Consider the following 25,084-nt stretch of genomic DNA (forward strand, 5'->3'; position numbering starts at 1 on the left):
GTGTCAACCGGGGCACAGCCGTCGGCACACCAGCCGCTGGTCCCATCGAGACGACGATTCCCGCCCCGATACCACCCGGTGTGACACCGGCGTACTGCGCCCAGCCCGCAGCATCCGTGATCGCCGAATTCCTGCGCGCACAGGCGACCACACCCCCGCGCAGCACTGTGCGTCGACTGTTCGGGGCTTCTCCGCTCTCCGGCGATTCCCGCCCCTGGTACCGGGGCGCCCTCGGCGAACTCGCGGTCGCGCAGCGCCTCGCGACACTTGACCCTGCGTGGACGGTTCTGCATGCCCGCCGATCGGCACGCGCGGCAGCGACATCGATCACGTCGTGGCAGGTCCCGCCGGCGTCTTCACGATCAATACGAAGTTTCACGAGCGTGCGACGGTCTGGGTCGGTTCGCGCAGACCCCTCGTGAACGGGCAGAAGACCGATCATCTGCGCAACGCGCGGTACGAGGCGACGCGAGTGGCCCGGATGCGTGCGCAGCGCATCGGCACGTCCGTGCCGGATGCGTGCGGTCATCGTCCTCGTGAACCCGCGCAGACTCACCATCCGCCAACAGCCGGAGGACGTGACCGTGCTCACCTCCGCACAGCTCACGCCCTGGCTCGGGGGCGCTGTGCGGCGCCCTCCCGGTGATGCTGATGGGCGCATGGAGCATCCTGATCCGATGATCCACGCGCCCGCGCTCACAGCGTGAACTTCCACTTCTTCGTGAACAGGTTCAGACGAACGCCGATCGCGAAGAGCTTGAGATTGACGAGATCCCACTTGAGCAGCGTCAGCTTCACCTGGCCGGTGATCCCGATCGCCAAGTACACCTGCACCTCCGCTTCGACCTCACGAGGCGGCAGCAGCGTCGTCGCTGCTTTGCCCTCCACGCCGGCTTGCGCGCTCACCCCGAGGTCGGGGCCGGCGAAAGAGTAGATCCGGCTGCGATAGGTCCCCTCAGGTCCGACAGCGATCCCACCCTCGAGCGAGATCTCGGTCGACGACCCCAGCTTCTGCAGCGAGGGAGTGACGTACTTCGTCGGGGTGTCGTTCTTGACACGTTCAATGCCCTTGGCCGACGAGTACGTGAATCCGAACCGGTCGACCCGCTCGAGGCCGACGGCAGGAATCGCCACCTCGGCCTTGAGCTTTCCGGTCACCGCGATCGCGAAGTTCAGGCGGTTGGTGATCGCGATCGGCACGCCCAACACCACGAAGACCGATGTGGGGAGTGCGACCTCGGCGACGTCGAGACGGAAGTTCAATTTGCCTTCCGCCTCGAAGAACGCCCGCAGCGATGCATTGGCCTTGAACGTCGACGTCACCACGTTCGTGAACTCGACGATCTTGATCTTGCTCTTCCAGACCGCCCACTTGAGGTCCATCTTCACCTTGAGCACGAAATCGAGGCTCAGCGTGACCTCGCCGCCGGCCGTGATGCCGATCGCCGCACGGGTGTCGAGTTGACGGGCCTGCGCCGCGTCGAACTCCCACGGCTCAAGGTGCGTCGCGTTGATCACCTTGGGCTTGCCGTTCTCGAGCCCGAACAGGATGTTCGCATCGAGCCCCGTGGACCACGTGCCGTGCAGGTCGATGCCGAGGCGCGACGACGGGCAGGCCGTCGACGGCGATGCGGTGAGATTCACAGTCGGATGCCACTCGCCGTTCTCGTCGATCTCCTCACCGACCGGCTCCTGGCCGTCGGATCCCGCCTGACGGCACTGGGTCTCGAAGTCCGCCGGATCGATGTCGAAGTCATCGGCACCGAGGGTGAGATCGACGTCCTCGCCCGTGCGCAGTTCGGCATTGGTGCCGGCCGTCATCGCGGAGCTGCCTTGTGCGATCTCATAGTCGTCGACGCTGACCTCGGGACCGACGGTTCCATCCGCACTGACCGGCGCGTATGTTCCCTCGATGAGCGTGTCCGGATCAGCGGCGGTGGCCAGCAGATCCGTCACCTGGATAGGCGAATCTTCGCCGTACTCGATCGTCTCGTCGATGTCGGTCTGGAAGAACGCGTCGTTCAGCTCGGCGTCCGTGAGCGAGACGACCCATTCGCCGTCGATGACGTCCAGGTGTGAGACTCGTGCGAACAGCCCGGATTCCGCACCCACGACGGGTCCGCTCACCAGGATCTGTCCGGGCTCCAGGTCAGGGCGGGATACGAAGGCGACCGTGTTCTCGTCGATCGCACGGAACTCGGGGTTCGCGGGATCGAGGTTGTACGTGCGCACGTCAGGAGAGACGACCTCGTCATCCGCGTCGGCGACGTCGAGCGTGATCCGCACCTCGTCCTCGTCCCTGGCTCGCGTGGGGTCAGCTCGATCGAAGACGCGCGCGACGTAGGTGAAGTCACCGTCCTCGGGCGCAAGGGTGCGCAGGCTCCACGTGATCTTGTCACCGTCGTAGTCCAGCTCTGCGTTGGCGATGAAGCCCACGGAGGGCGAGCTGATCTCGACGCGATCCACGGCGTTGGGCCCCGCGGTGACGACGCCCTCGATCCGGAAGAACCCGGTGTTACTGATGTCCAGGCTGTCGAGGTCTCGCGGCGCCGTGATCGTGATCGTGGCGGCCTCATCACCCTGCGCTTGCTCGGGATCGCCCAGGAAGCCACCCAGCGTCTGCACCGTGAGCGTGGCTGCGCCACGGCGAGGGGCTACGGATGCCTCATCCTGGTCGACCGGGACGAGCGCGAGCTGCGGGGCTGACGCCGCCTCACGGTCGACCGCGACGCCGGATGCACGGCCGGACAGAGGATGCTCCCAGGCGAGCGTCGTCGTATCAGCGCGCGTACCGGCGGTCGCGCTCACGAGTACGAGTGCGTAGTCGATGTCTCCATGGTCCGCGGCGTCGAGCGACAGCGGAGCATACGGAGTCGCCCGGCCGGAGACGGGCGCACGATTCTCGGTCGACAGCACATAGCTGCCCCGGAAGTTCGCATTCGATGCCCCTTCGACGGCCTCGACGACCCAGCCGAGTACCGAAGCGCGCAGATCCCCCGTGCCGCTGCGCAGGGTCGCGCTGACACCGCCCTGCATATCCGCGTCGACGACGGTCGTGACGATCGAGCGCCCCGCAGACAGAGCGAGCTGCTGCCCGTCGCCGAGGAACAGAACGTCATCCGTGGCTACCGTGACGTCGACCGAGACGTAGACGCTGCGGGCCTCGGTCGGCACTCCCCCGTCACCCGTCACGCCGAACCAGATCGGTGTCGTCGAAAGGTATGTACCGCCGTGTGAGACCGTCGTGTCCGCGCGGAGAACGGGTTCTGCCAGTGCGATCGTCGCGCCCGGCGAATTCTCCAGCCCGCCCATGAACGCGAGCGCTTCCACACGCACGGGAACGTCTGCGCGGTCGGCCGACAGCGAGATCTCCCCACCTGTCACGGGCAGCAGCAGTGTCGTCGAGGTCGTCACGCCGGCCGGCGCGAAGAGCACGTCGGTCCTGCCGGCGGTCCGCACAGTCGCGTCGGCGGACGGTTCCTGCACGGTCACCCGGACGAGAGCTGAGCTGTGCGCGCGTGCCAGGGAACCGAGATCGATGCGCTGCGCCGGGTCGTCCCCTAGCGGAATACCCCGCCCCACGACCGAGTCGCGAACCGGGATCTGATCGGGTGCCACAGCGAAGCGGGGCGCCTGCACGCTCTGCACCATCTGCAGGTTCTCGCGCTCATCACCGGTCGCGGCCGCTGCAGGGACCGCGGTGAGGCCCACGCTTGTCAGCGAGACGACGACGACGCCCGCGACCGCGGATGTCATCCGCGCATTCCAAAACCGCGCCATCAGCTGTCGCCCTCGTTGTTCGAGCGACGGCGTCGCGCAATGATCAGCGCTGCGCCCGCGATGACTGCGATGATGGCGGATCCGACGATCCACAGGGCAGGCGCCACCCCACCGGTCAGCGCGAGAGGGCCGGAAGAGCTGTCTCCCCCGCCGCCACCGGATGAGTTGCCGTCCGACGCACCGTCTCCCCCGTGCGGCGCGGTCTCGAAGTCCGCCCAGTTCGTCCAGCGTTCCTTCGCGCCTGCGGTGGGTGCGGCAAGACGCACGTCGCGGACGACCACGGAGTCGAGTACCAGCCCTGACGCGTCCACGAACGTCACCACGACGTCGGCATAGACCGCAGCGCTCACGGCGACGCGGAGTTCCAGTGCACCCGGCGCGGCCGGTGCCTGCGCGGTGGCACCGAAGGGCGTGGCTGCGACGGACGTGGTCGCCCATGTCTGGCCGGCCGCGCGCACCTCGATCGCGCGGACCCCGGATCGCGACGCGTCGCTCTCCAGGTCAACCCAGACCGCGGTCGTGTGGACGGGCGCGGACAGTGCCGGTGGTTCAGCGGCCAGCGCCGACGATGGTGCCCCGACGAGCGCCGTCACGAGTCCTATGACCACGGCAGGTCTCCAGAATGTCCTCTTCACGCGAACCAGAATAGTGGATGCCGTCCAAAGATGGACACACACCAATCGCGAATACTCCGAAAATGACGAAAGCCCTCGGAGAACCGAGGGCTTTCGTTTGTGTTGTGACCCCAGCGGGATTCGAACCCGCGTTACCGCCGTGAGAGGGCGGCGTACTAGGCCGCTATACGATGGGGCCGTTTCGACAACCGTACAAGTATGCCATGCGCACAGAGCTGTCACCAAAACGGCACGGCGTCGGCGCGTCGATCAGCGTGGGCAGCCCCACTCAGGAACGAAGAAAGCCTCCGGAATGATCCGGAGGCTTTCTTGTGTTGTGACCCCAGCGGGATTCGAACCCGCGTTACCGCCGTGAGAGGGCGGCGTACTAGGCCGCTATACGATGGGGCCGTTTCGACAACCGTTCAAGTATGCCACGGCCGTTCGACAGCCACCAAATCGACGCCACCATGCCGCATCCCGGGTGTGTCATCGCCTCCCAACCTGCACCAGAAGGGAGTTGCCGCGGGCATCGCGCGGAGGTTGACTGGCCGTATGCGCCTCACTAAGCACGAACATGCCGCTCTCCGCATCGAAGAAGCCGGAGAGACCCTGCTGATCGATCCCGGGGTCTACACCTTGCCCCTCGACGGTCTCCACCACGTCGTCGGCGTCGTCCTCACACACGAACACCCCGACCACTGGACCTCCGCGCATCTCGACCGCATCATCTCCTCGGCGCCGGGAATCCCCATCTATGCACCGGAGGGTGTCGCCAAGGCCGTCTCCGGTCATGCCATCACGGTCGTCCATCCCGGTGACACGGTCACGGCGGGCGGCTTCACGCTCACCTTCTTCGGCGGCGCACACGAGGTGATCCATCCCTCGCTTCCCGAGATCGACAATGTGGGTGTCCTCGTGAATGAGCGCCTGTACTACCCCGGTGACTCCTACGCGGTTCCGGAGGGGGTCGCCGTGGACACTCTCGCCGCTCCCCTGGGCGCGCCATGGCTGCGCATTCGAGACGCGATGGATTTCGTGCTCACGGTCGCACCCCGTCGCGCCTTCGGCACCCATGACATGACGCTCTCGGAGATCGGCCGCGGCATGCACCGTGCACGCCTACAATGGGCGACTGAGCAGAACGGCGGAGAGTTCTTCACACTCGACCCCGGCGACACCCTCGACATCTGAGACGACAGTGAACCCTTCGAAGCGAGTTCTTCCCGAGCCCACCGAGCGGCTCCGATTCCGAGAGATGACTCCCGCGGATCTCGACAGCATGGCGGCCATGCTCGCGGACCCCTCCGTCATGGCCTTCTACCCCGCTCCGAAGACCCGCGACGAGTCCGCGGACTGGATCGCGCGGATGCGGGCGAGCTACGCGGAACACGGCCACGGTCTGTGGATCATCGAGACCCACGACGGAGAGTTCGTCGGCGACTGCGGTCTCACCTGGCAGTCGTACAACGAGAATCCGGTGCTCGAGGTGGGCTATCACGTGCAGGCGGGACAGCAGCGCAAGGGCTACGCGACGGAGGCCGCTCGCGCCTGTCTGGAGCTCGTGCGCCAGGAGTTCGCGCCGACCCTCCTCACGGCGATCATCCACCCCGACAACGTCGCCTCACGCGGCGTCGCCGAGAACCTCGGAATGACCCACATCGCCGATGACCACGCGCATCCGTGGATCGTGCGCACCGTCATGGGGATGCAGGTCACCTAGCCCTCAGCGATGGCGCGGCTCAGAGCGCTCCCTGCACACGCAGCGCGCGCTCCCGGTGATCGCGCTGCTCGATGACGAGTCGGCGCAGCGCCGCGGGCGCATCGGGATGCTCCGCGAGCCACGCATCGACGAGCGTCAGCGTCGGCGTCGCGGGGAACAGCCCCACAACGAGGCGCCGGGCGATCTCGATGCTCCGTGCCTGCCACGCGGGGATGATCCGCGCGAAGTAGTCCTCATCGAACTTCGCGATCAGGTCGCGACGTCCGCCCGCGCGGAATCCGCTGATCGTGGCATCGAGGTGGTCGTTGCTGAGCGTGAGGTCGTTCCACGCCGAGCTCCACGCGGCGTCCCGGACGGCGGCCGTCGGCACGGCGGCGCGCGCGTGGAGCGCTGCGGTGCGCCCGCTGGCGGTGTCGTCGCTTTCGAGCTCGCGCACGACATCCGCCTCGGTCGTGTCACCTGTGGCAGCCAGCGCGGTGAGCAGCAGCCAACGCAGGTCGGCGTCGAGGGTGAGCCCCTCCGGCGCTGCAGCCGTGCCCGACAGCAGCGCACGGATCTCATCCGCCCTCCCGGGGGAAACCTCTGCGGCCTCCGCCATGGCTCGTGCCCAGACGAGCTGCGCACCGCTGCCCGGTGCCGCACCGTGCAGTCCGTTCCAGGTCGTGTCGAGCCAGGCGGCGAGCGCCTGGGGGCTCAGCGCCTCGGGCAGGTAGGCGCGTGCGGCGAAGGAGGCGTTGGCGAGAAGGCCGGCGAGAACACCGACATTGGTCTCGTGCTGCGCGTGCGCGCCGACGATGGACAGGTACTGGATGACGGGGAGCTCCCCGTCGCGGGTGGCGTTCCAGAGCGCTGACCAGACGAGGCCGCGGGCGAGTTCGTCGTCGAGCGTTGAGAGCGCTTCGTCGACAGTGTCGAGCGAGCGGTCATCGAGACGCGCTTTCGCGTAGGTGAGGTCGGCATCGTTGATGAGCACGAGGTCGGCGTCGCCGGTGTCGAGGGGCGTCGATTCGTCGAGGATGTCGAGTCCGATCCGCTCGCGCAGCGTCAGCGTTCCGTCGACCAGATCGTAGAGTCCGACCTGCACCCGATGCGGGCGAGGCTCCGTCTGGTGCAGCACCGTGGCGCCCGAGGCATCCTGAGCGAGTGAGAGCGTCGACATGCCGCTCGTCTCGAGCCACGCCTTCGACCAGTCGCGAAGGTCGCGGCCGGAGGCCTGCTCCAGTTCGATGAGAAGGTCGTCCAGAGTCGTGTTGCCATACGCGTGCTTCACGAAGTAGCGGCGTGCGCCCTCGAAGAAGGCGTCCTCCCCCACGAACGCGACGAGCTGCTTGAGCACGGAAGCGCCCTTGGCATAGGTGATGCCGTCGAAGTTGAGCTTGGCCGCTTCGAGGTCAGTGATGTCGGCGACGATCGGGTGCGTGGTCGGCAGCTGATCCTGCGTGTACGCCCAGGCCTTTCGACGGTTGGCGAACGCCACCCAGGCGTCGGTGTACTCTGTCGCGGCAGCGGAGGCGTGCGATCCCATGTAGTCGGCGAAGGACTCCTTGAGCCACAGGTCATCCCACCAGCGCATCGTGACGAGATCGCCGAACCACATGTGGGCCATCTCGTGCAGGATCGTGTTCGCGCGCCCCGACTTCTGCGCGCGCGTGGATGCGCCGCGGAAGATGTACGCCTCGGTGAAGGTGACGAGCCCAGGGTTCTCCATCGCACCGATGTTGTACTCGGGCACGAAGATCTGGTCGTACTTGCCCCAGGGGTACGGGAACGCGAAGGCCTCGTGGAAGAAGTCGAGCCCCTGCTTCGTGACGGTCAGGATCTCGTCGGCGTCCAGATGAGGGGCGAGTGAGGCACGGCAGAAGACGCCGAGTGCGATCTCCCCGGCCTCTCCTGTCCAAGTGTCCTGCACACGGTGGTAGGGCCCTGCGGCGATGCAGGTGATGTAGCTCGAGAGCGGAAGCGTCGGCGCGAACTCGACGATCTGCGTTCCGGCGGCGAGCGCGGTGTGCGCAGGGCTCTGGTTCGAGAGCACGTGCCACCCTTCGGGCGCGGTGACGACGAAGGTGTAGCGGGACTTCATGTCGGGCTGTTCGAAGCACGCCATGACCCGGCGGGCGTCGGCCGGCTCGTAGTGCGTGTACAGGTAGGTCTCGCCGTCCACGGGGTCGACGAAACGGTGCAGCCCCTCGCCGGAACGGCTGTAGAGACCGGATGCCTCGATCTCGACGGTGTTCTGCGCCGCCAGGCCGTCCACGACGATCCGTGCGCCGTCATAGGCCACAGCCTGCTCGATGCCGTTCACGACCACTCGGGCCACCCGCTCGCCGATGAAGTCGATCCACGTCGTCGTGGTCGTGGCGTCGAACTCGAGGGTGGTGCGCACCGGGAAAGTCGCCTGGTCCTGGTCAGGGGCACCGGTGAGGTCGAGCTCGACGCGGATGCTGCGTGCCGTGACGGCCGCGGATCGCGCGGCCGTCTCTTCGCGAGTGAGGTTGGCAGTGGTCATGTCCTCATCGTTTCATGGACGGTCGATGTATGAGGCCCGTGCGCGATCGGCTCCCGCGTGGCATCCTCGTCCTATGGTCAGGCGCACCGTCACCGCGGGGACCGCCGTTCTGCTGGCGATCTCGCTGACGGCGTGCACCCCGGCGGCACCGCCGTCTCCCTCTCCGTCGGTGACGAGCGCACCCGCCCCGACACCCACGGGAACGATCACACCGACACCGACGCCGACTCCCCCGCCGACGGTGTGGCCATCGGGCGCGGTCTCGACGATCGTCACGAATCTCGACGCCCCGTGGGGCATCGCCCAGGCCCGCGGGTTCACCTTCGTGAGTGAACGGGATACCGGTCGCATTCTTGCGATCACGGACGGCGGCGTGGTGAGCGAGATCGCCACGCTCACGGACGTGCAGCACGGGGGCGAAGGTGGGCTCCTGGGGCTCGCCGCGGATGACGAAGCCCTCTACGCGTACTCCACCGCGGGGGACGGCAACCGGGTGCAACGCTTCCCGCTCACCGGCACCGCCACGGCTCCCGCTCTCGGGGAGCCCTCGACCCTGCTCAGCGGGTTGCCGTCGGCGCGGAACCACAACGGAGGTCAGCTCGCGTTCGGCCCCGACGGAATGCTCTATGTGAGCGTCGGCGACGCGGGAGATCCGGATGCGGCACAGGATCCGAGCTCGTTGGCGGGCAAGATCCTTCGACTCATGCCCTCGGGCGAGGTGCCGGGCGACAATCCCTTCCCCGGGTCCTTCGTCTACAGCCTCGGCCACCGCAACGTGCAGGGCATCGCCTGGTCTGCGGACGGACGGATGTTCGCGAGCGAGTTCGGCCAGGACACCTGGGATGAGCTCAATGAGATCCTCCCAGGCGCGAACTGCGGCTGGCCCGTCGTCGAGGGAGCCGGCGGAGATGCACGCTTCGTCGATCCGCTCCGGCAGTGGCCGACCGATCAGGCCAGTCCGAGTGGACTCGTCGCGGTCGAGGGTTCGCTGATCCTCGCGAATCTGAGGGGGCAGTCGATCCGCGTGGTGCCGGTGTCGGATCCCGCGTCCGAGCAGACGTTCTTCCTGGGCGAGTTCGGGCGCATCCGTGCGGTCGCCCCCGCCACGCAGGGTGTTCTGTGGTTCCTGACGAACAACACGGACGGCCGCGGCAGCCCCGGCGCCGACGATGACCGCCTCCTCGCCGTCGTTCTTGCACCGGGCTAGAACGTCGCGCCGCTGCGCAACTCATGCCACGATCGAGGCATGAACACTGAGGCTCCTCTCCACGCCTACATCGTCGACGCCAGCGCCCTCAGCGAGAAGAGCCGCCGGGTGCATGACGATGTGCGCGCTGCGGGTGTGGAATCACCAATTCATGAGCTGCCCGCCTCCGCCCATACCGCGGTGGCGGCCGCCGCAGCGCTCGGCTGCGACGTCGGCGCGATCGGCAGCAGTCTGCTCTTCCTCGTCGACGAGGAGCCGCTCCTGGTGATGACGAGCGGACGCCACCGCGTCGACACCGAGGTGCTCGCCGCGGCGATGGGCGCCGAGCAGGCGAAGATGGCGCCCGCGAAGCTCGTCAAGGAGCTCACCGGTCAGGTCATCGGCGGAGTCGCCCCCGTCGGGCATCCGGCGCGCATCCGCACCGTCGTCGATGACGCGCTCCGTGCGTACCCCACCGTCTGGACCGCCGCGGGCGTCGCGAACACTGTCATGCCGATGACGTTCGAGAACCTCGTCGCTCTGACCGACGGCACGGTCATCACTGTTGCGAACGACTAGCGCGCGGCGGTTGTCCCGGCGACCGACGTCGCAGCGGCCGCGGCCGCCTTGTGGAGCGCCTGTGTCAGATCGTCGATGAGATCGTCGGGGTGCTCGAGCCCGATCGACAGCCGCACGATGTCCGCGCCCGGACGCGCCTCAGCGGCGACGGGGCGGTGGGTGAGCGCTGCCGGATGTTGGATGAGGGAGTCCACGCCGCCCAGGGACACCGCGTGAGTGAAGAGCTCCACCCCGGAGGTGAGAGCGGATGCCGCCTCGAATCCGCCACGCAGACGCACGGCGATCATCGCACCGCTGCCCCGCATCTGCCGCGCGAGCAGTGCGCGCTCACCGTCGCGCATGCCGGGATAGAACACCTCGAGCACTCCGTCCTGCGTCGACAGCCACTCGGCGATCGTCTGCGCCGTCGCCTGCTGCCGTTCCAGACGAATCGGGAGGGTCGCAAGACCACGGTGCAGCAGGTACGCCCCCAGGGGATGCAGCAGAGCCCCTGTGATCGCACGCACCCGACGCAGCGCCTCGGCGGTCTGCTCGGAGCAGGCGATCACACCCGCGATGACGTCTCCATGCCCGCCGATGTACTTGGTGGCGCTGTGCATCGACATCGCCGCGCCCAGATCCAACGGGTTCTGCAGCAGCGGAGTCGCGAAGGTGTTGTCGACCAGCACCGGAACCACGCCGGCCTGCGCGACGACCTCGGCGATGTCGACCAGATCGAGTGTGGGATTCGCCGGGGTCTCCAGCACCACGAGGCCCGTCTCGGGGCGGATGCTCGCAGCGACCTCGCCGGGGGCGCAGAATGTCGTCTCCGCACCGAGGAGACCCGAATCCAACAGGTGGTCGGTGCCGCCGTAGAGCGGACGCACCGCCACGATGTGCGGTTTTCCGACTGCGGTCGTGTGCGACAGAATCGCGGCGGTCAGCGCCGCCATGCCCGAACCGAAGGCGACCGCGGCATCTGCGTGCTCCAGTTCGGCGAGCGCCTCCTCGAACCGGGCGACCGTGGGGTTCCACAGCCGGGCATAGACGTTGCCACCACCGGCCAGAGGGTGACCTCCTGTAGCCATCGACTCATAGGAGTCACCACCGTGTTCGATATCAGGCAGCGGGTTCGTCGACGACAGATCGATCGGGGCGGCGTGCACGCCGAGGGCTGCGAAGTCGGTGCGTCCGGCATGAACGGCGATGGTCTCAGGGCGCAAAGTCATAGCTCCAGGATGCGCCGATTCACTGATCTTCTCTAGTTCTCTTGCTGAACACACAATGATCGATCAAGATTTTGCAGGACCAGTGAAATCTCACAACCCGAGAGGAGTGCCCTTGCCCACCCAGCAATCCCCCACGAGCGGCTCCCCCGTCGACGACCTCGATCTGCGCGTTCTCGCCGCATTCGCTCAGACCCCGGACACCACCGTCAAAGCACTCGCGCAGGCGCTGCGCATCCCCGAGTCCACGTGCGCCTACCGGCTGCGGATGCTGCGCGAGCGCGGCATCATCGAAGGGCTCCGCGCACACCTGGACCTCGCTGCGCTCGGGCACCCGGTGCAGGCGATGATCCGCGTCCGCTTGGGAAACCACAGCAAGGCCGGAGTGGAGGCGCTTTTCGACGACCTCGTGCACACCGCGGGCGTGCTCCAGGTCTTCCATATCGCTGGCGCCGACGACTTCCTCGTGCACGTGGCCGTGCGCGATGCTGCCGCTCTGCGCGACATCGTGCTGGAGGAGATCACGATCCACGAGGTCGTGCGCGCCACGGAAACGCAGCTCGTGTTCGAGCTCCGCGAGGGCGTCGGCGTGCTGCCTCGCGCACAAGGGTGAGCACATAGCGGTCAAAATTTTGCTAACTTATCTAGCGATATCTTCACCATCGCAGAAGGATTCGGCATGAACGACTCGACGGCGTCCCACACGCGACGCGAAGCCCGTACCCACCGGGCTCCGCGCTGGATCAGAATCCTCCTGCCCGCCATCCTGATTCTCGTGTGGTTCGCGGGGGCCAGTATCGGCGGTCCCTACTTCGGCAAGGTCAACGAGGTCTCCTCCAACGACCAGACCACGTATCTGCCATCCAGCGCGGATGCCACCCAGGTGCAGGAGCGTCTGGGTGACTTCCGCGACTCCGATGAGATTCCCGCCGTGGTCGTGATCGCCGACGACACCGCACTGAACGATGCCGCCGTGGAGAAGATCAGCGACGCGGTCGCCTCCCTTCCCGACACCGTTGAAGGAGTCGGCAGCGATGTCTCACCGGCGCTCCCCTCCGAAGACGGTCTTGCGGTGCAGATCTTCGTACCCATCGACTCCAGCGCCGATCTGCGCGACGCGGTCAACGCGATCGGTGACGAGATGCGCGCCGCCGCGCCGGACGGGGCCGCCGTGCACGTCACAGGGCCCGCTGGCTTCACCGCCGACCTCGTCAATGGCTTCTCGGGCATCGACGGGCTGCTGCTGGGCGTCGCGCTGCTCGCCGTATTCCTGATTCTGATCGTCGTCTACCGTTCGCTGCTCCTGCCCGTCGCGGTTCTCTCCACGAGCCTGTTCGCCCTCACCGTCGCGCTGCTCTCGGTGTGGTGGCTGGCGAAGGCGGGGATCCTTCTGCTCTCGGGGCAGACGCAGGGAATCCTGTTCATCCTCGTGATCGGCGCCGCCACCGACTACTCGCTGCTCTACGTCTCGCGCTACCGCGAGGCCCTGCGCGTCAACACCGACAAGTGGACCGCGACGATGGAGGCGATCCGCGGCTCCTTCGAGCCGATCATCGCCTCCGGCGGCACCGTCATCGCCGGACTCCTCTGCCTGCTGCTCAGCGACCTCAAGTCGAACAGCACGCTCGGCCCCGTGGCATCCATCGGGATCGTCTTCGCGATGCTCGCTGCCCTCACCCTGCTGCCCGCCATCCTCTTCGCCTTCGGCCGCGCCGCCTTCTGGCCGCGCCGTCCACAGTACGAGCCTGAGGTCGTCGCCGCCGAGAACGGCATGCCCACGCGGGGCATCTGGGTGCGCCTGGCCGAGTGGATCCGTCGGCGCCACCGCGCGATCTGGATCGTCACCTCGCTGGTGCTGATCGCCGGCGCCGTCGGTGCAACGCAGCTGGACGCCGACGGCGTCCCCGCCTCCGACCTCGTGCTCGGCGCGAGCGACGCACGCGACGGCCAGCAGGTGCTCGGCGAGCATTTCCCCGGCGGATCCGGAAGCCCGGTGTACGTCATCGTTCCCGAAGCCGATCTTCAGGACGCCACCGACGTACTTCTCGCGCAGGACGGTGTGGACAGCGTCTCGGTGCTCGCTGCCGACTCCCCCAGTGGCACCGTCCCTGTGACCGCGGACGGCATCACGGCCTTCGGCCCTCCGGGAACACCCGCCCCCGCCCCCACCGTGGCCGACGGCGACGTGCTGCTCCAGGCGACGCTCACGAATGCCGCGGATTCCGACGCGGCCGCCGACACCGTACGCGACCTGCGCACTGCGCTGCACGAAGACATTCCCGGTTCGCTCGTCGGCGGTGTCACCGCGACGGCGATCGACACGAACGACGCATCCATCCACGATCGCACCCTGATCATCCCGATCGTTCTGCTGGTGATCCTGGTGATCCTGATGCTGCTGCTGCGCTCGATCCTCGCCCCGATCCTGCTCGTCCTGACGACCGTGGTGTCGTTCGGCACCGCGCTCGGCGTCGCGGCCCTCCTGTTCACGCACGTGTTCCAGTTCCCGGGCGCCGACCCGGCGGTGCCCCTGTTCAGTTTCGTGTTCCTCGTTGCCCTCGGCATCGACTACAACATCTTCCTGATGACGCGCGTGCGCGAAGAATCTCTGAAACACGGCACCCGTGACGGCATCCTGCGCGGACTCACGATCACCGGAGGTGTGATCACCTCGGCCGGCCTCGTGCTTGCGGCGACCTTCGCCGCGCTGTCAGTGATCCCGATCCTGTTCCTCGTGCAGATCGCCTTCATCGTCGCGTTCGGCGTGCTGCTCGACACGTTCATTGTGCGTTCCCTGCTCGTGCCGGCGCTCACCTACGACATCGGACGAGCGATCTGGTGGCCGTCAAAGCTGGGACGGGGCAGGGAGTAGCGCGCGCCGGTAGTCTCCCGCTATGCGCGTCGTCGTCTCCGGGACCCATGCGAGTGGCAAGAGCACACTGATCTCGGACTTCGCCACCCGGCATCCGGAGTTCACGGTGCTTCCGGACCCTTTCGAACTGCTCGATGAGTCGTCAGACTCTCCCAGCGTCGCGATGTTCGCAGCGCAGCTGCGTCGTGCCGCCGACCGCCTGACGGAAGAGCACGACGGTGCTCCCTTCATTGCCGAGCGTGGCCCGCTGGACTTCCTCGCCTACCTTCGCGCGATGGAGACGCTGAGCGGTGCAGCACTCGATGAGGACGCGCTCGAGCGCGCGACGGCGCTCACCGTTCACGCGATGCGCGCCGTCGACGTGCTCATCGTGCTGCCGCTCAGTGCCCGCGATCCGATTCCCGTGGGAGAGGAGGAGAATCCGGAACTGCGCGAGGCGATGGATGCCGCGCTCCTCGACCTCATCGACAGCCCTGACGTCCTCGATGCCAGCATCACCGTAGCCGAGCTCTCCGGCGCCCCGGGGACGCGGCTCTCGGCGCTGGAGGCTCTCCTGGCCGCGGGCCCGCGTCACCCCTGACGACGACGCCCGACGAGGAAAGTCACCGCACCGGCCACGATGACCACAGCACCGACAGCACCCGCGAGGATTAGCGGGGTCGGATCGATGCCGCTCGCGGCCAAGGAGGGTGTCTGCGATGACGCTGGAGTAGGCGAAGGCGTGATGACCGGCGAGGCGGCGATGACCACACGGAATTCCTGGGTGTCACGGCCCGCGCTGTTGATCGCGGCGACCTCCCAGGTGAAGTCGCCCGCTTCTGAGGGGGTTCCGGTGATCTTCCCGGTCACAGCATCGAGCGTGAGGCCCGGGGCGAGCGCCCCGCTCACGACCTCAAAGGTCGGAGCTGGAACACCGGTCGCCGCGACCGCGGCCTCGTAGGCAGTCCCCACCTTGCCGTCCGGGAGCGCAGTGGTCGTGATGTCCGGCACCACCGTCAGCGGCGCAACGGAGATGTTGAAGGCCCGGGTGTCTGTCCCGGCGCTGTTGGTCGCCGTGACGCTGAAGCTGAATTCGCCCGGCGCCTCTGGCACGCCCGAGATCACTCGGGAGAGCGGATCGAACGCAAGACCCGGAGGCAGCTCCCCCGCCGACACGACGACAGAAGGCATCGGCTCACCTGTGACCGCGATCGCAGTGATGTAGGGAGAACCGACCGTCGCGGTCGGCACCCACGCCGTGTGAATCATGGGAGCGATCTCCGTGGAAGCGAAGCCGCGCACGACCGTGACGCTGTTGCCCCCGTGGAACGACGTGAACAGAAAGTCACCCGACAGCACATCGATGTATGAGCCGACCACCCCTGTGAGACCCGAGAGGAACGGGCGCTCGGTGTCCAGCACTGGCGCGCCCACCCCATCGACTTCGTAAGCGGAGACGGATTGATTGCTGTAATTCGCGATCAGCATGCTGGGTGCCGGGAAAGCCGCCGATCCGTCCGGTACATACACGACGCCCTCGGCTCCGGATGGAACAGCAGGGCCCGGCGTCGCCGTCGCGCCCAGAGTGACTGTCCCGTCCCCGTTCGGCGTGAACGGGAGAGTGTAGAAGCCACCCTGACTGAATGAGAGGACGCGAAGCGCACCCGAACCACCGAAGGACACCGGAGTGAAAACGAAGGACCCCACCGATTCCGGGATGCCCGTGCCCGCGAGATCATCGATCCGAGCGGGCGCCGTCTGACCAGGCAGGATCTGCCCGATCTGATGCGTGGGATACGCGGTGAAGAAGAGCGTCTGTGTTCCGGGCATGTAGGCGAGCCCACCGTCGATGTACGGGGCATCCGCGTACAACGTGCCGGGGCCCGCGAAGCCGATGACCTCATCCGTGACCGGGTCGCGCTCGATCGGGACCGCGTAGATCGCACCGTTCGCCGTGTTCGCACTGCCTCCGACCAGAAGGACGTTCGGATCATCGACCTTGATCGTCACGCCACCGAGCGGCAGGGGCACGCCCGCGGGCTGGCCGAGATCAAGGAGGGTGTAGTCGTCGACGAAGTCCGGCCCCAAGGCCGTCGCGGCCTGGCTCGGCTGCGGCGGTGAGACCACGAACAGTCCCATAGCGACCACCAGTGACAATCCAGCGATGCTCAGCGCACGACGCACAGCCATCCCCCTCCCCTGCGGAACACAACTTGATCGAGAGACTACGGGAGTCCCGCAGGTCAGGTCGAGAAGATGACGCAGAAATGTTGCGCCCGTCCGGGGAGCACGCACCGCGGCCGTGCACCAGCGCCGGGGAACAAGAAAACCCCCGCCTGAGCGGGGGTTGTTTCTTGCTGGGGTACCTGGACTCGAACCAAGAACAACAGAACCAGAGACTGCCGTGTTGCCAATTACACCATACCCCATGGGCGAAACCGGAGTCTCGCACCGAGAGACAAGCCTACCCGAGCGGGGCCGGAACACCAAAACGCGGTGATCCGACGCGCCGCTCGGGCGCGTCGTCTCTGCGTCAGCCAGCCAGCTGTGCGGAAAGACCGCGCAGTCGGCGCAGCGACTCGTCCTTGCCGAGCAGCTCCATCGACTCGAACAGCGGAGGCGACACACGGCGTCCGGTGATCGCGACACGAGGCGGACCGTAGGCGACGCGAGGCTTGAGCTCGAGAGTGTCGATCAGAGCCGCGGAAAGAGCATCCTGGATCTTCTCCGTCGTGAACTCGTCCACAGGCTCGAGAGCTGCGACGCAGGCGTCCAGCACCTCCCACGCATTGGCGGGAAGACCCTTGAGCGCGTCCGCCTCGTACGCGACGTCATCGGTGAACAGGAAGCCCACCATGCCGGGCACGTCACCGAGCAGCTGCACGCGCTCCTGCACGAGAGGGGCGACACGGAACGCCATGACCATCTGCTCTCGCGTGGGCTCGTCGAAGAGTCCGGCGGCAGCGAGGTACGGCAGCGTGCGCTCTGCGAAGTCCCGCTCGCCGAGCATCCGGATGTGGTCGCCGTTGATCGACTCGGCCTTCTTCTGGTCGAAGCGCGCCGGGTTCGGGTTCACGTTGACGATGTCGAACGCCGCCACGAACTCCTCCAGCGAGAACACGTCGCGGTCGTGACCGATCGACCAGCCCAGCAGCGCGAGATAGTTCAGCAGGCCCTCATGGATGAAGCCGCGATCGCGGTGCAGGAACAGGTCGGCCTGCGGGTCGCGCTTGGAGAGCTTCTTGTTGCCCGTCTCCCCCAGCACCAGCGGCATGTGCGCGAAGCGCGGCACGAACGTCGTGACACCCGCGTCGATGAGTGCTGCATACAGTGCGAGCTGGCGCGCCGTCGACGGCATGAGGTCTTCGCCGCGCAGCACATGCGTGATGCCCATGAGCGCGTCATCGACGGGGTTGACGAAGGTGTACAGCGGGATGCCATTGGGGCGCACGACCACGAAATCCGGGAACGAGCCCGCCGGGAAGGTGACCTCTCCGCGGATCAGGTCGACGTAGGTGAGGTCTTCGTCCGGGACGCGCAGACGCAGTGCGGGCTGACGCCCCTCCGCCTTGAAGGCCGCCTTCTGCTCGTCGGTGAGGTCACGGTCGTAGTTGTCATAGCCGAGCTGCTTGGCGCGACCGGCAGCCTCGTTGCGGGCGTCGATCTCCTCCGCCGTCGAGTAGCTCTCGTAGAGCGCGCCGGTAGCGACGAGCTTCTCGATCACACCGCGGTAGATGTCGTGACGCTCGGACTGGCGGTACGGCGCGTGGGGACCGCCGACCTCGACGCCCTCATCCCAGTCGATCTTGAGCCAGGTCAGGGCATCGACGAGCTGACGGAAGCTCTCTTCGCTGTCGCGGGCGGCGTCCGTGTCTTCGATACGGAAGACCATCTTGCCGCCGGTGTGGCGGGCATAGGCCCAGTTGAACAGCGCGGTGCGCACCATGCCGACGTGCGGCAGGCCGGTCGGCGAGGGGCAGAAGCGGACGCGCACGTCGGCGCCGCTCGCGGTCGTGGTGAGGGGATGCGGAGTAGCCATATCCCCTCAATTCTAGGCCGAGCGGCTCGCGCGGATGCGTCGCACGGCGAACGGCGTGAGCGCCACGATCGCAATCACGAAGACAGATTCGGCGATCGCGAGCCCCGCATACCCGAAACCGCTCAGCACGACGCCGGCCAGCGCAGCGGCTGTGGCGGCACTCAGGCTCATGATCGAGTCGCTGAGGCCCTGCCGCCTGGCGCGTGCGCCCACCGGAGTGACCTCGGTGAGCAAGGTGGCGCCGGCGACGGTCGCGGCGCTCCACCCGAGCCCGAGAAGCGTCAGCGCGACGATGACGCCCCAGGCCTCACCGCTCACGAAGATCGCGAAGAGCAGGGATGCTGCCAGCAGCGCCTGCCCGAGCAGAATGGTGCGCACGCGTCCCCATCGATCGGCCAGGATTCCGAAGAGCGGTGAGAGCGCGTACATCCCACCGACGTGGAGCGCGATGGTCACGCCGACGAGCGCGGTCACGTCGGTCGTCGAGGTGCTCGCACCGTGCTGCGCGTGCACCATGTGTGAGAGGTGGATCGGCGTCATGGCCATCACCGATGCCATCACGACGTGCGAGCCGGCGACGGCGAACATCGCGTACCGCGCAACCCAGGGGCGGTCGATCCCCGCATCGAGCGCAGGTCCGCTCCCGGCGTCGCGCGCACGCGCCTGCGCGGTCAGCAGCGGATCGGGGCGCAGTGCGACGAGGTAGAGCGTCAGGGCGGCGGCCTGCGCCACGAAGGAGAACAGGTAGGAGCCGGTCAGCGGCGGCATCCCGATCAGTGCACCGAGCTGCTCGCCGGGCGTCAGCATCAGCGGCGCCGCCACGGCACCGATCGTCGTCGACCACACCACGACCGAAAGGTCGCGCCCCCGGTGCTTCGGGCTCGCGAGATCGGTGGCGGCGAAACGGGACTGGAGATTTCCGGCATTGCCCGCGCCGATCATGATGATGCCGACAAGAAGCAGGGGGAACGAGCGCAGCGATGCCGCACCGACGACGACCATGACGCCGAAGAGAGCGAACAGGTTGCCCGCCGTCAGCGAGAAGCGCCGACCCCAGCGGCCGGCGGCCCTGCCCAGAGGAATCGCTGCAGCTGCGGCGCCGAGAGTCACGCTGGCGGTCGCGAGGCCTGAGAGCGCGTCGTCCCCGGAGAGGTCTGCAGCGAGCAGCGCGCCGAGGGAGACCGTGGCACCGAACGCGATGCCGCCCAGAATCTGCCCGAACGAGAGCACCGCGACGATGCGCTTCTGCGCCGCGGCGAGCTGCGCATCCGTGAGGATGGTCACGGCAGGGGCAGAGCGTCGCGCACGGGGTTGCGCAGCGTACCGATGCCCGAGATCTCGACCTCGACCACGTCGCCCGCCGTGAACTCGCCCACACCCGCCGGTGTACCCGTGAGAATCACGTCTCCCGGAAGCAGCGTGAATGCAGCGGATGCGTGTGCGATGATCGCCGACACCGAGTGGATCATGTCGGTGAGGGGCGCGTGCTGGCGCTGCTCACCGTTGACACGCGTCGTGACGGTGGCATCCGCGAGCTCGAACTCCGTCTCGATCACCGGGCCCAGGGGACAGAAGGTGTCGAAGCCCTTCGCTCGCGACCACTGGCCGTCCTTGCGCTGCAGATCGCGCGCCGTCACATCGTTGGCGACCGTGTAGCCGAACACGTAGTCGAGGGCCTTGTCGGCGGGGACGTTCTTCGCGATGCGTCCGATCACGACGGCGAGCTCACCCTCGTGCTCTGTGCGCTCCGAGATCAGCGGGCGCACGATCGTGTCGCCGGTGCCGATCACCGCGGTGTTGGGCTTCAGGAACAGCAGCGGCTCGACGGGTGCTTCGCCGCCCATCTCCGCGGCGTGGTCGTGATAGTTCTTGCCGACGCAGACGACCTTCGAGCGCGGGATCACCGGCGCGAGCAGGGCGACGTCGGCGACGGGAACACGCTCCCCCGTCGTCTCGTAGCCTGCGAACATCGGATCTCCGGCGAGCACAACGAGCTCGTCACCGTCGAGGATGCCGTAGCGGATCGCGTCGTCGTGGCTAAAGCGTGCAATCTTCACAGAACCAGCCTAGCCAGTTCATACGACGACGGCCCCGTCTTCCGCAGAAGCCGGGGCCGTCGTACCGTCCTACGCTCAGCCGTCGAGGCGCACGAGCCAGCCGTGCTTGTCCTCGCGACGCCCGTACTGGATGTCGGTGAGTTCCTCGCGCAGCGACAGGGCAAGCTCGCCCGTCGGCTGCACATCTTCGAAGCCATCGCCCTTGAGGACGCCGATGGGCGTGACGACGGCGGCGGTGCCGCAGGCGAACACCTCGACGATGTCGCCGGATGCCACACCGTCGCGCCACTCCTGCAGCGGGACGGGGCGGCGTTCGACCGTGAGTCCGCGGTCTTCGGCCAGCTGCAGCAGCGAATCGCGCGTGATGCCCTCGAGGATGCTGTCGGAAGCCGGGGTGACGACGCGGCCGTCCTTGAACACGAAGACGACGTTCATGCCGCCGAGTTCTTCGACGTTGCGATCCTGGTCGAGGAACACGACCTGATCGCAGCCTTTCGACGCGGCCTCTGCCTGGGGCAGCAGGCTCGACGCGTAGTTGCCACCGGTCTTCGCGGCTCCGGTGCCGCCCTTGCCTGCTCGGGTGTAGTTCTCGGACAGCCAGATGCTGACCGGCTTCACACCGCCCGAGAAGTAGGAGCCTGCCGGCGAGGCGATCACGTAATAGGCGACCTTCTTCGCCGCACGGACACCGAGGAACGCTTCCTTGGCGAACATGAACGGCCGGAAGTAGAGGCTCTGGTCGGCGCCCGACGGCACCCACGCCTCGTCGACCGCGATGAGCTCGCGCAGTGACTGGATGAAGTACGAGGTCGGGAGCGCCGGGAGCGCCAGGCGCTCGGCGCTCTTGCGCAGGCGCGCGGCGTTGCGGTCGGGGCGGAACGTGTAGACGCCGCCGTCTGCGTGACGGTAGGCCTTGATGCCCTCGAAGATCTCCTGGCCGTAGTGCAGCACGGAGGCCGCCGGGTCGAGAGGAATCGGGCCGTACGGCTGGACGCGCGGACGGTGCCATCCGCCCTTCTCCGACCAGCAGATGTCGACCATGTGGTCGGTGAAGACGGTGCCGAAGCCGGGGTTCTTGAGAACCTCCTCACGCTCGGCCGCCGACTTCGCAGCAAGGTTCTTGGTCACGGCGAACTCGATCGGCTGCACTGCCTCGTCGGTCTCGGTGATTGTCATGGTTCTCTTCCCGTTCTCCCGCAGATCTTGCGTTCTCAGATTACGCCTGGCGGCTTGTGGTGTCAGGCGTGGGTCACAGTCGCTCGGCGATCGCCGAGCCGATCTCGCTCGTGGTGCGCGCGGTTGCGTCGCGCTCGACGATGTCGCTCTCGGCCGCCGCGGTCACGCGAGCGGCCTCGGCGGTCAGTCCGAGGTGGTCGAGCAGCAGCGCAACAGAGAGGATCGCCGCCGTCGGGTCTGCCTTCTGCTGCCCTGCGATGTCGGGCGCGGAGCCGTGCACGGGCTCGAACATCGAGGGGTATGCCCCCGAGGGGTTGACGTTGCCAGAGGCCGCGAGACCGATGCCTCCGGTGACGGCACCGGCGAGGTCGGTGAGGATGTCGCCGAAGAGGTTGTCGGTCACGATGACGTCGAAGCGCTCGGGGTTCGTCACAAGGAAGATCGTTGCCGCATCGACGTGAAGGTAGTCGACCGAGACTTCGGGGTGCTCCGCCGCGACAGCGTTCACGATGCGCTGCCACATCCCACCGGCATGCACGAGCACGTTGGTCTTGTGCACGAGCGTCAGCTTTCCGCGACGCTTCGCCGCGAGAGCGAAGGCATGACGCACCACGCGTTCCACGCCGTATGCCGTGTTCACCGACGTCTCGTTCGCGACCTCGTGGGGGGTGCCGGTGCGGATGGATCCGCCGTTTCCGACGTATGGTCCCTCGGTGCCCTCACGGACGACGACAAAGTCGATGTCGCCCGGCGCGGCGAGCGGCCCCGATGCTCCGGGGTACAGCTTCGACGGACGCAGATTCACGTAGTGGTCGAGCTCGAACCGCAGCTTGAGCAGCAGCCCGCGCTCGATGTTCGCGTTCTTCAACCGGGGGTCTCCCGGCACGCCGCCGACGGCGCCGAGGAGGATCGCATCGTGCGCGCGAATCGCGTCGAGGTCTTCGTCGGTAAGCGTGTCGCCGGTCGCGAGGAAGCGCGCTGCCCCCAGCGAGAAGTGCGTCTTGTCGAACGTGACGTCGCTCTGTGCGGTGACGGCGTCGAGAACCTTCTCGGCCTCGGCGATGACCTCAGGACCGATCCCGTCTCCGGGAATCACCGCAAGTTTGACGACGCGTGACATTGCACTCCTTGACTGGGGCGCGCGTCGACGCCGGGATGCGTCACTGAACGCGCGCGCGTCTCCCCAGCGTAGCGCCCGCGATGACCCCGGCGATCACGACGAGACCCGCACCGATCAGCGACGTGATCGTCACACCGGAGCCGAACGCCTCCGCCGCAGCCGTCCAGATCGCGCTCCCCAGAGGTTCGGGGGTCTCTCCCGCAACCACATACGCGCCCGCGAGCGTCTCCGAGGCCCTCGCCGCGGCATCCGGAGCGACGCCCTCAGGCAGGACGAGCGCTCCTCGATAGAAGGCGGTGATGATGCCGCCGAGGATCGCGGTGCCGAGGACAGCGCCGAGCTCGTACGCGGTCTCGGAGACCGCGCTGGCAGCCCCGGCCTTCGCCGGAGGGGCGTTGGTGACGATGAGCTCGTTCGAGATCGTCTCGGCAGCGCCGATGCCGATCCCGAGCACGACGAAGGCGATCACCAGGGGAAGCGCGCCGTGCGCATGCGTGCTGGCGGCCACGATCAGATATCCCACGACCGACAGGGAGAGCCCCACGGGGACCACGATCTGCGGCGAGACTCGCCGGGAGATCGGCACCACGGCAAGTCCTGCCACGATCATCGCGGCCATGCCGGGCACGAGCGCGAAGCCCGCCTCCATCGGCGACATTCCCAGCACCAGTTGCAGATGCTGTGAGACGAAGTAGAGGAAGCCGACGAGCGCGATCACGCTGAAGAGGTTCACGAGGATGGCGCCCGAGAAGGAGCCGCGTCGGAAGAGCTCCATGTCGAGCATCGGGTTCGCCGAAGCGAGCTGGCGACGCACGAACAGCACGCCCATCGCGATGCCGAGCAGCAGCCAGGCGGCAGCGAGCACGGTCGGGCCGTCAACGGCGAACTGCTTGATCGCATAGACAACCGGCAGCATGGTGGCCATCGAGAGGGCGATGCTGAACGGGTCGATGCGTCCCGGGTTCGGATCGCGGCTCTCCGGGAGCAGAAGCGGTGCGGCGATCAGCAGCGGGATGAGCACGGGAACGGCGAGGAGGAACACCGAGCCCCAGGAGAAGTGCTCGAGGAGGAAACCGCCGACGATCGGGCCAAGCGCGGAGCCTGCCGAGAACGCCGACGCCCAGACGGCGATCGCCAGGCGACGCTGGTCGCGGTTGCGAAAGATCGACCGCAGCAGCGAGAGCGTCGACGGCATCAACATGGCGCCGAAGAAGCCGAGCAGAGCACGCGCAGCGATCAGGAGCTCTGCCGTGGGAGCGAAGGCCGCGAGTGCGGAGATGGCCGCGAAACCGATCGAGCCGATGATGAGCATCTTGCGTCGCCCGAAGCGGTCACCCAGTGTTCCCATCGTGACGAGGAGGCCTGCGAGCACCAGCGGATACACGTCGATGATCCAGAGCTGCTGGCTGCTCGTGGGCGCCAGCGAGATCGCGATCTCGGGCAGCGCGAACGCGAGCACGGTGTTGTCGACCGACACGAGCAGCACGGGGAGCATGAGCACCGCGAGGGCCGCCCATCCCCGGGCTCCGACACGTGGGGCATCCGCCTCGATCGTCTCGTTCGTGGCCGTGTGCGACATGACAAACCTCTCAGTAACTAAACCGTCCGGTTGGTATAGTAACAGGGGAATCGCTGATCATGATCTGAGCAGAGGAGCAACGATGGCTCGTCCCCCACACGCACGCGAGCGGGTGCTCGACGCCTTCGAGGCACTTCTCATCGCCGAGGGCGAGCGCGTCGCGACGCTGGATGCCACGGCCAAGCGAGCCGGGGTGTCGAAAGGCGGACTGCTCTACCACTTCGCCACGAAGGAAGAGCTCGCGAACGCCATGATCGCCCGGCTCGACGCGCTGCTCACAGAAGACGTCGCACAGATGCGCGCAGCCCCCGAAGGACCGATCGTCTACTTTCTCCGCACCTCGGTTCTGCACAACGACCCACTCGATCGCGCGATCGTCGCCGTGTCTCGACTCGCGCAGGGAGATCACACGTACGCACGGGACATCCTGCACTCGGCGCGCGCCCGGTGGGCGGAGTGCATCCGTCCGCATGTACGAGACGAGGCCTCACTCGATCTCGTGCTCCTCGTGAGCGACGGCCTCTACTTCAATAACGTGCTCGATCTGAACAGCCTGCAGAACGCCGTGCCCCGGGGCGCCCAGCTCGACGCTCTCGTCGAGCTGGTGCTGCGGAGCACGGCGCCTGAGTGACCGTGCGGGAGAGCTCACCGAGACGACGACGCTCCTGA

Annotated in this window: 20 protein-coding genes and 3 tRNA genes; 9 read left to right on the forward strand and 14 right to left on the reverse strand. The window is 67.2% G+C overall.

Annotation, left to right across the window (positions count from 1 at the left end; translation table 11 throughout):
* The first annotated feature begins 485 nt into the window (after positions 1–485).
* Positions 486–707, forward strand: a complete 222-nt coding sequence (locus JOD62_RS01155) for a hypothetical protein (RefSeq protein WP_204937512.1) — start codon at positions 486–488, stop codon at positions 705–707.
* On the opposite strand, the gene JOD62_RS01160 is transcribed toward JOD62_RS01155, so the two are convergent.
* The 4 genes from JOD62_RS01160 to JOD62_RS01175 all read right to left on the reverse strand — a co-directional run bounded on the left by JOD62_RS01160 (position 697) and on the right by JOD62_RS01175 (position 4,805).
* Positions 697–3,756, reverse strand: coding sequence for a hypothetical protein (locus tag JOD62_RS01160; RefSeq protein WP_204937513.1), 3,060 nt, complete (start codon positions 3,754–3,756; stop codon positions 697–699). The genes JOD62_RS01155 and JOD62_RS01160 overlap by 11 nt on opposite strands.
* A gap of 23 nt (positions 3,757–3,779) precedes the next feature.
* Positions 3,780–4,415 carry a hypothetical protein gene (locus JOD62_RS01165; protein ID WP_204937514.1) on the reverse strand — a complete coding sequence of 212 codons (636 nt, stop codon included), beginning with the start codon at positions 4,413–4,415 and terminating at the stop codon, positions 3,780–3,782.
* A gap of 105 nt (positions 4,416–4,520) precedes the next feature.
* Positions 4,521–4,593: transfer RNA gene (locus JOD62_RS01170), tRNA-Glu, on the reverse strand.
* 139 nt (positions 4,594–4,732) lie between these two features.
* A tRNA-Glu gene (locus tag JOD62_RS01175) sits at positions 4,733–4,805 on the reverse strand.
* 144 nt (positions 4,806–4,949) lie between these two features.
* Between JOD62_RS01175 and JOD62_RS01180 the strand changes: the two genes are divergently transcribed.
* Complete coding sequence (locus JOD62_RS01180) at positions 4,950–5,588, forward strand: MBL fold metallo-hydrolase (RefSeq protein WP_204937515.1); 639 nt, start codon at positions 4,950–4,952, stop codon at positions 5,586–5,588.
* A gap of 7 nt (positions 5,589–5,595) precedes the next feature.
* Positions 5,596–6,117 (forward strand): GNAT family N-acetyltransferase, encoded by a 522-nt coding sequence (locus JOD62_RS01185; protein ID WP_271171579.1) that lies wholly within the window; start codon positions 5,596–5,598, stop codon positions 6,115–6,117.
* 19 nt (positions 6,118–6,136) lie between these two features.
* On the opposite strand, the gene pepN is transcribed toward JOD62_RS01185, so the two are convergent.
* Positions 6,137–8,623, reverse strand: coding sequence for an aminopeptidase N (gene pepN, locus JOD62_RS01190; RefSeq protein WP_204937517.1), 2,487 nt, complete (start codon positions 8,621–8,623; stop codon positions 6,137–6,139).
* Positions 8,624–8,696: 73 nt separating this feature from the next.
* On the opposite strand from pepN, the gene JOD62_RS01195 reads away from it, so the two are divergent.
* Both JOD62_RS01195 and JOD62_RS01200 read left to right on the forward strand, forming a co-directional pair.
* A complete protein-coding gene (locus JOD62_RS01195) occupies positions 8,697–9,830 on the forward strand; it encodes a PQQ-dependent sugar dehydrogenase (protein ID WP_204937518.1) in 1,134 nt (377 codons plus the stop codon).
* Positions 9,831–9,869: 39 nt separating this feature from the next.
* Positions 9,870–10,388 carry a YbaK/EbsC family protein gene (locus JOD62_RS01200; RefSeq protein WP_204937519.1) on the forward strand — a complete coding sequence of 173 codons (519 nt, stop codon included), beginning with the start codon at positions 9,870–9,872 and terminating at the stop codon, positions 10,386–10,388.
* Here JOD62_RS01200 and JOD62_RS01205 read toward each other — a convergent pair.
* Positions 10,385–11,596, reverse strand: coding sequence for a trans-sulfuration enzyme family protein (locus JOD62_RS01205; RefSeq protein ID WP_204937520.1), 1,212 nt, complete (start codon positions 11,594–11,596; stop codon positions 10,385–10,387). The genes JOD62_RS01200 and JOD62_RS01205 overlap by 4 nt on opposite strands.
* Positions 11,597–11,708: 112 nt before the next feature.
* Here JOD62_RS01205 and JOD62_RS01210 point away from each other — a divergent pair, with 112 nt between their 5' ends.
* The 3 genes from JOD62_RS01210 to JOD62_RS01220 all read left to right on the forward strand — a co-directional run bounded on the left by JOD62_RS01210 (position 11,709) and on the right by JOD62_RS01220 (position 15,045).
* Positions 11,709–12,206 (forward strand): Lrp/AsnC family transcriptional regulator, encoded by a 498-nt coding sequence (locus tag JOD62_RS01210; RefSeq protein ID WP_239526507.1) that lies wholly within the window; start codon positions 11,709–11,711, stop codon positions 12,204–12,206.
* A gap of 66 nt (positions 12,207–12,272) precedes the next feature.
* Complete coding sequence (locus JOD62_RS01215; protein WP_204937522.1) at positions 12,273–14,465, forward strand: MMPL family transporter; 2,193 nt, start codon at positions 12,273–12,275, stop codon at positions 14,463–14,465.
* 22 nt (positions 14,466–14,487) lie between these two features.
* Positions 14,488–15,045, forward strand: coding sequence for an AAA family ATPase (locus JOD62_RS01220; protein WP_204937523.1), 558 nt, complete (start codon positions 14,488–14,490; stop codon positions 15,043–15,045).
* Here JOD62_RS01220 and JOD62_RS01225 read toward each other — a convergent pair.
* From JOD62_RS01225 to JOD62_RS01260, 8 genes are all read right to left on the reverse strand, one after another.
* The gene (locus JOD62_RS01225) at positions 15,036–16,634 is read right to left on the reverse strand and encodes a putative Ig domain-containing protein (protein ID WP_204937524.1); all 1,599 of its coding nucleotides are present in this window, start codon (positions 16,632–16,634) and stop codon (positions 15,036–15,038) included. The genes JOD62_RS01220 and JOD62_RS01225 overlap by 10 nt on opposite strands.
* 167 nt (positions 16,635–16,801) lie before the next feature.
* Positions 16,802–16,873 (reverse strand) — tRNA-Gln (locus tag JOD62_RS01230).
* Between the two features lie 104 nt (positions 16,874–16,977).
* A complete protein-coding gene (gltX, locus tag JOD62_RS01235; protein WP_204937525.1) occupies positions 16,978–18,483 on the reverse strand; it encodes a glutamate--tRNA ligase in 1,506 nt (501 codons plus the stop codon).
* Between the two features lie 12 nt (positions 18,484–18,495).
* Positions 18,496–19,767: an MFS transporter gene (locus JOD62_RS01240; RefSeq protein ID WP_204937526.1), complete on the reverse strand. Its 1,272-nt coding sequence runs from the start codon at positions 19,765–19,767 to the stop codon at positions 18,496–18,498.
* Positions 19,764–20,540, reverse strand: a complete 777-nt coding sequence (locus tag JOD62_RS01245; RefSeq protein WP_204937527.1) for a fumarylacetoacetate hydrolase family protein — start codon at positions 20,538–20,540, stop codon at positions 19,764–19,766. Before JOD62_RS01245 ends, JOD62_RS01240 begins: the two co-directional genes overlap by 4 nt.
* A gap of 75 nt (positions 20,541–20,615) precedes the next feature.
* Positions 20,616–21,716, reverse strand: a complete 1,101-nt coding sequence (locus JOD62_RS01250) for a branched-chain amino acid aminotransferase (protein ID WP_204937528.1) — start codon at positions 21,714–21,716, stop codon at positions 20,616–20,618.
* A 73-nt stretch (positions 21,717–21,789) separates the two neighbouring features.
* Positions 21,790–22,836 carry a 3-isopropylmalate dehydrogenase gene (locus tag JOD62_RS01255; protein WP_204937529.1) on the reverse strand — a complete coding sequence of 349 codons (1,047 nt, stop codon included), beginning with the start codon at positions 22,834–22,836 and terminating at the stop codon, positions 21,790–21,792.
* Positions 22,837–22,876: 40 nt separating this feature from the next.
* Positions 22,877–24,415: an MFS transporter gene (locus JOD62_RS01260; protein ID WP_204937530.1), complete on the reverse strand. Its 1,539-nt coding sequence runs from the start codon at positions 24,413–24,415 to the stop codon at positions 22,877–22,879.
* Positions 24,416–24,497: 82 nt separating this feature from the next.
* Here JOD62_RS01260 and JOD62_RS01265 point away from each other — a divergent pair, with 82 nt between their 5' ends.
* On the forward strand, positions 24,498–25,046 hold the full coding sequence (locus JOD62_RS01265) for a TetR/AcrR family transcriptional regulator (protein WP_204937531.1): 549 nt from the start codon (positions 24,498–24,500) through the stop codon (positions 25,044–25,046).
* Positions 25,047–25,084: the final 38 nt, after the last annotated feature.

This window comes from Microbacterium keratanolyticum, from assembly GCF_016907255.1.
GTDB lineage: Bacteria > Actinomycetota > Actinomycetes > Actinomycetales > Microbacteriaceae > Microbacterium > Microbacterium keratanolyticum.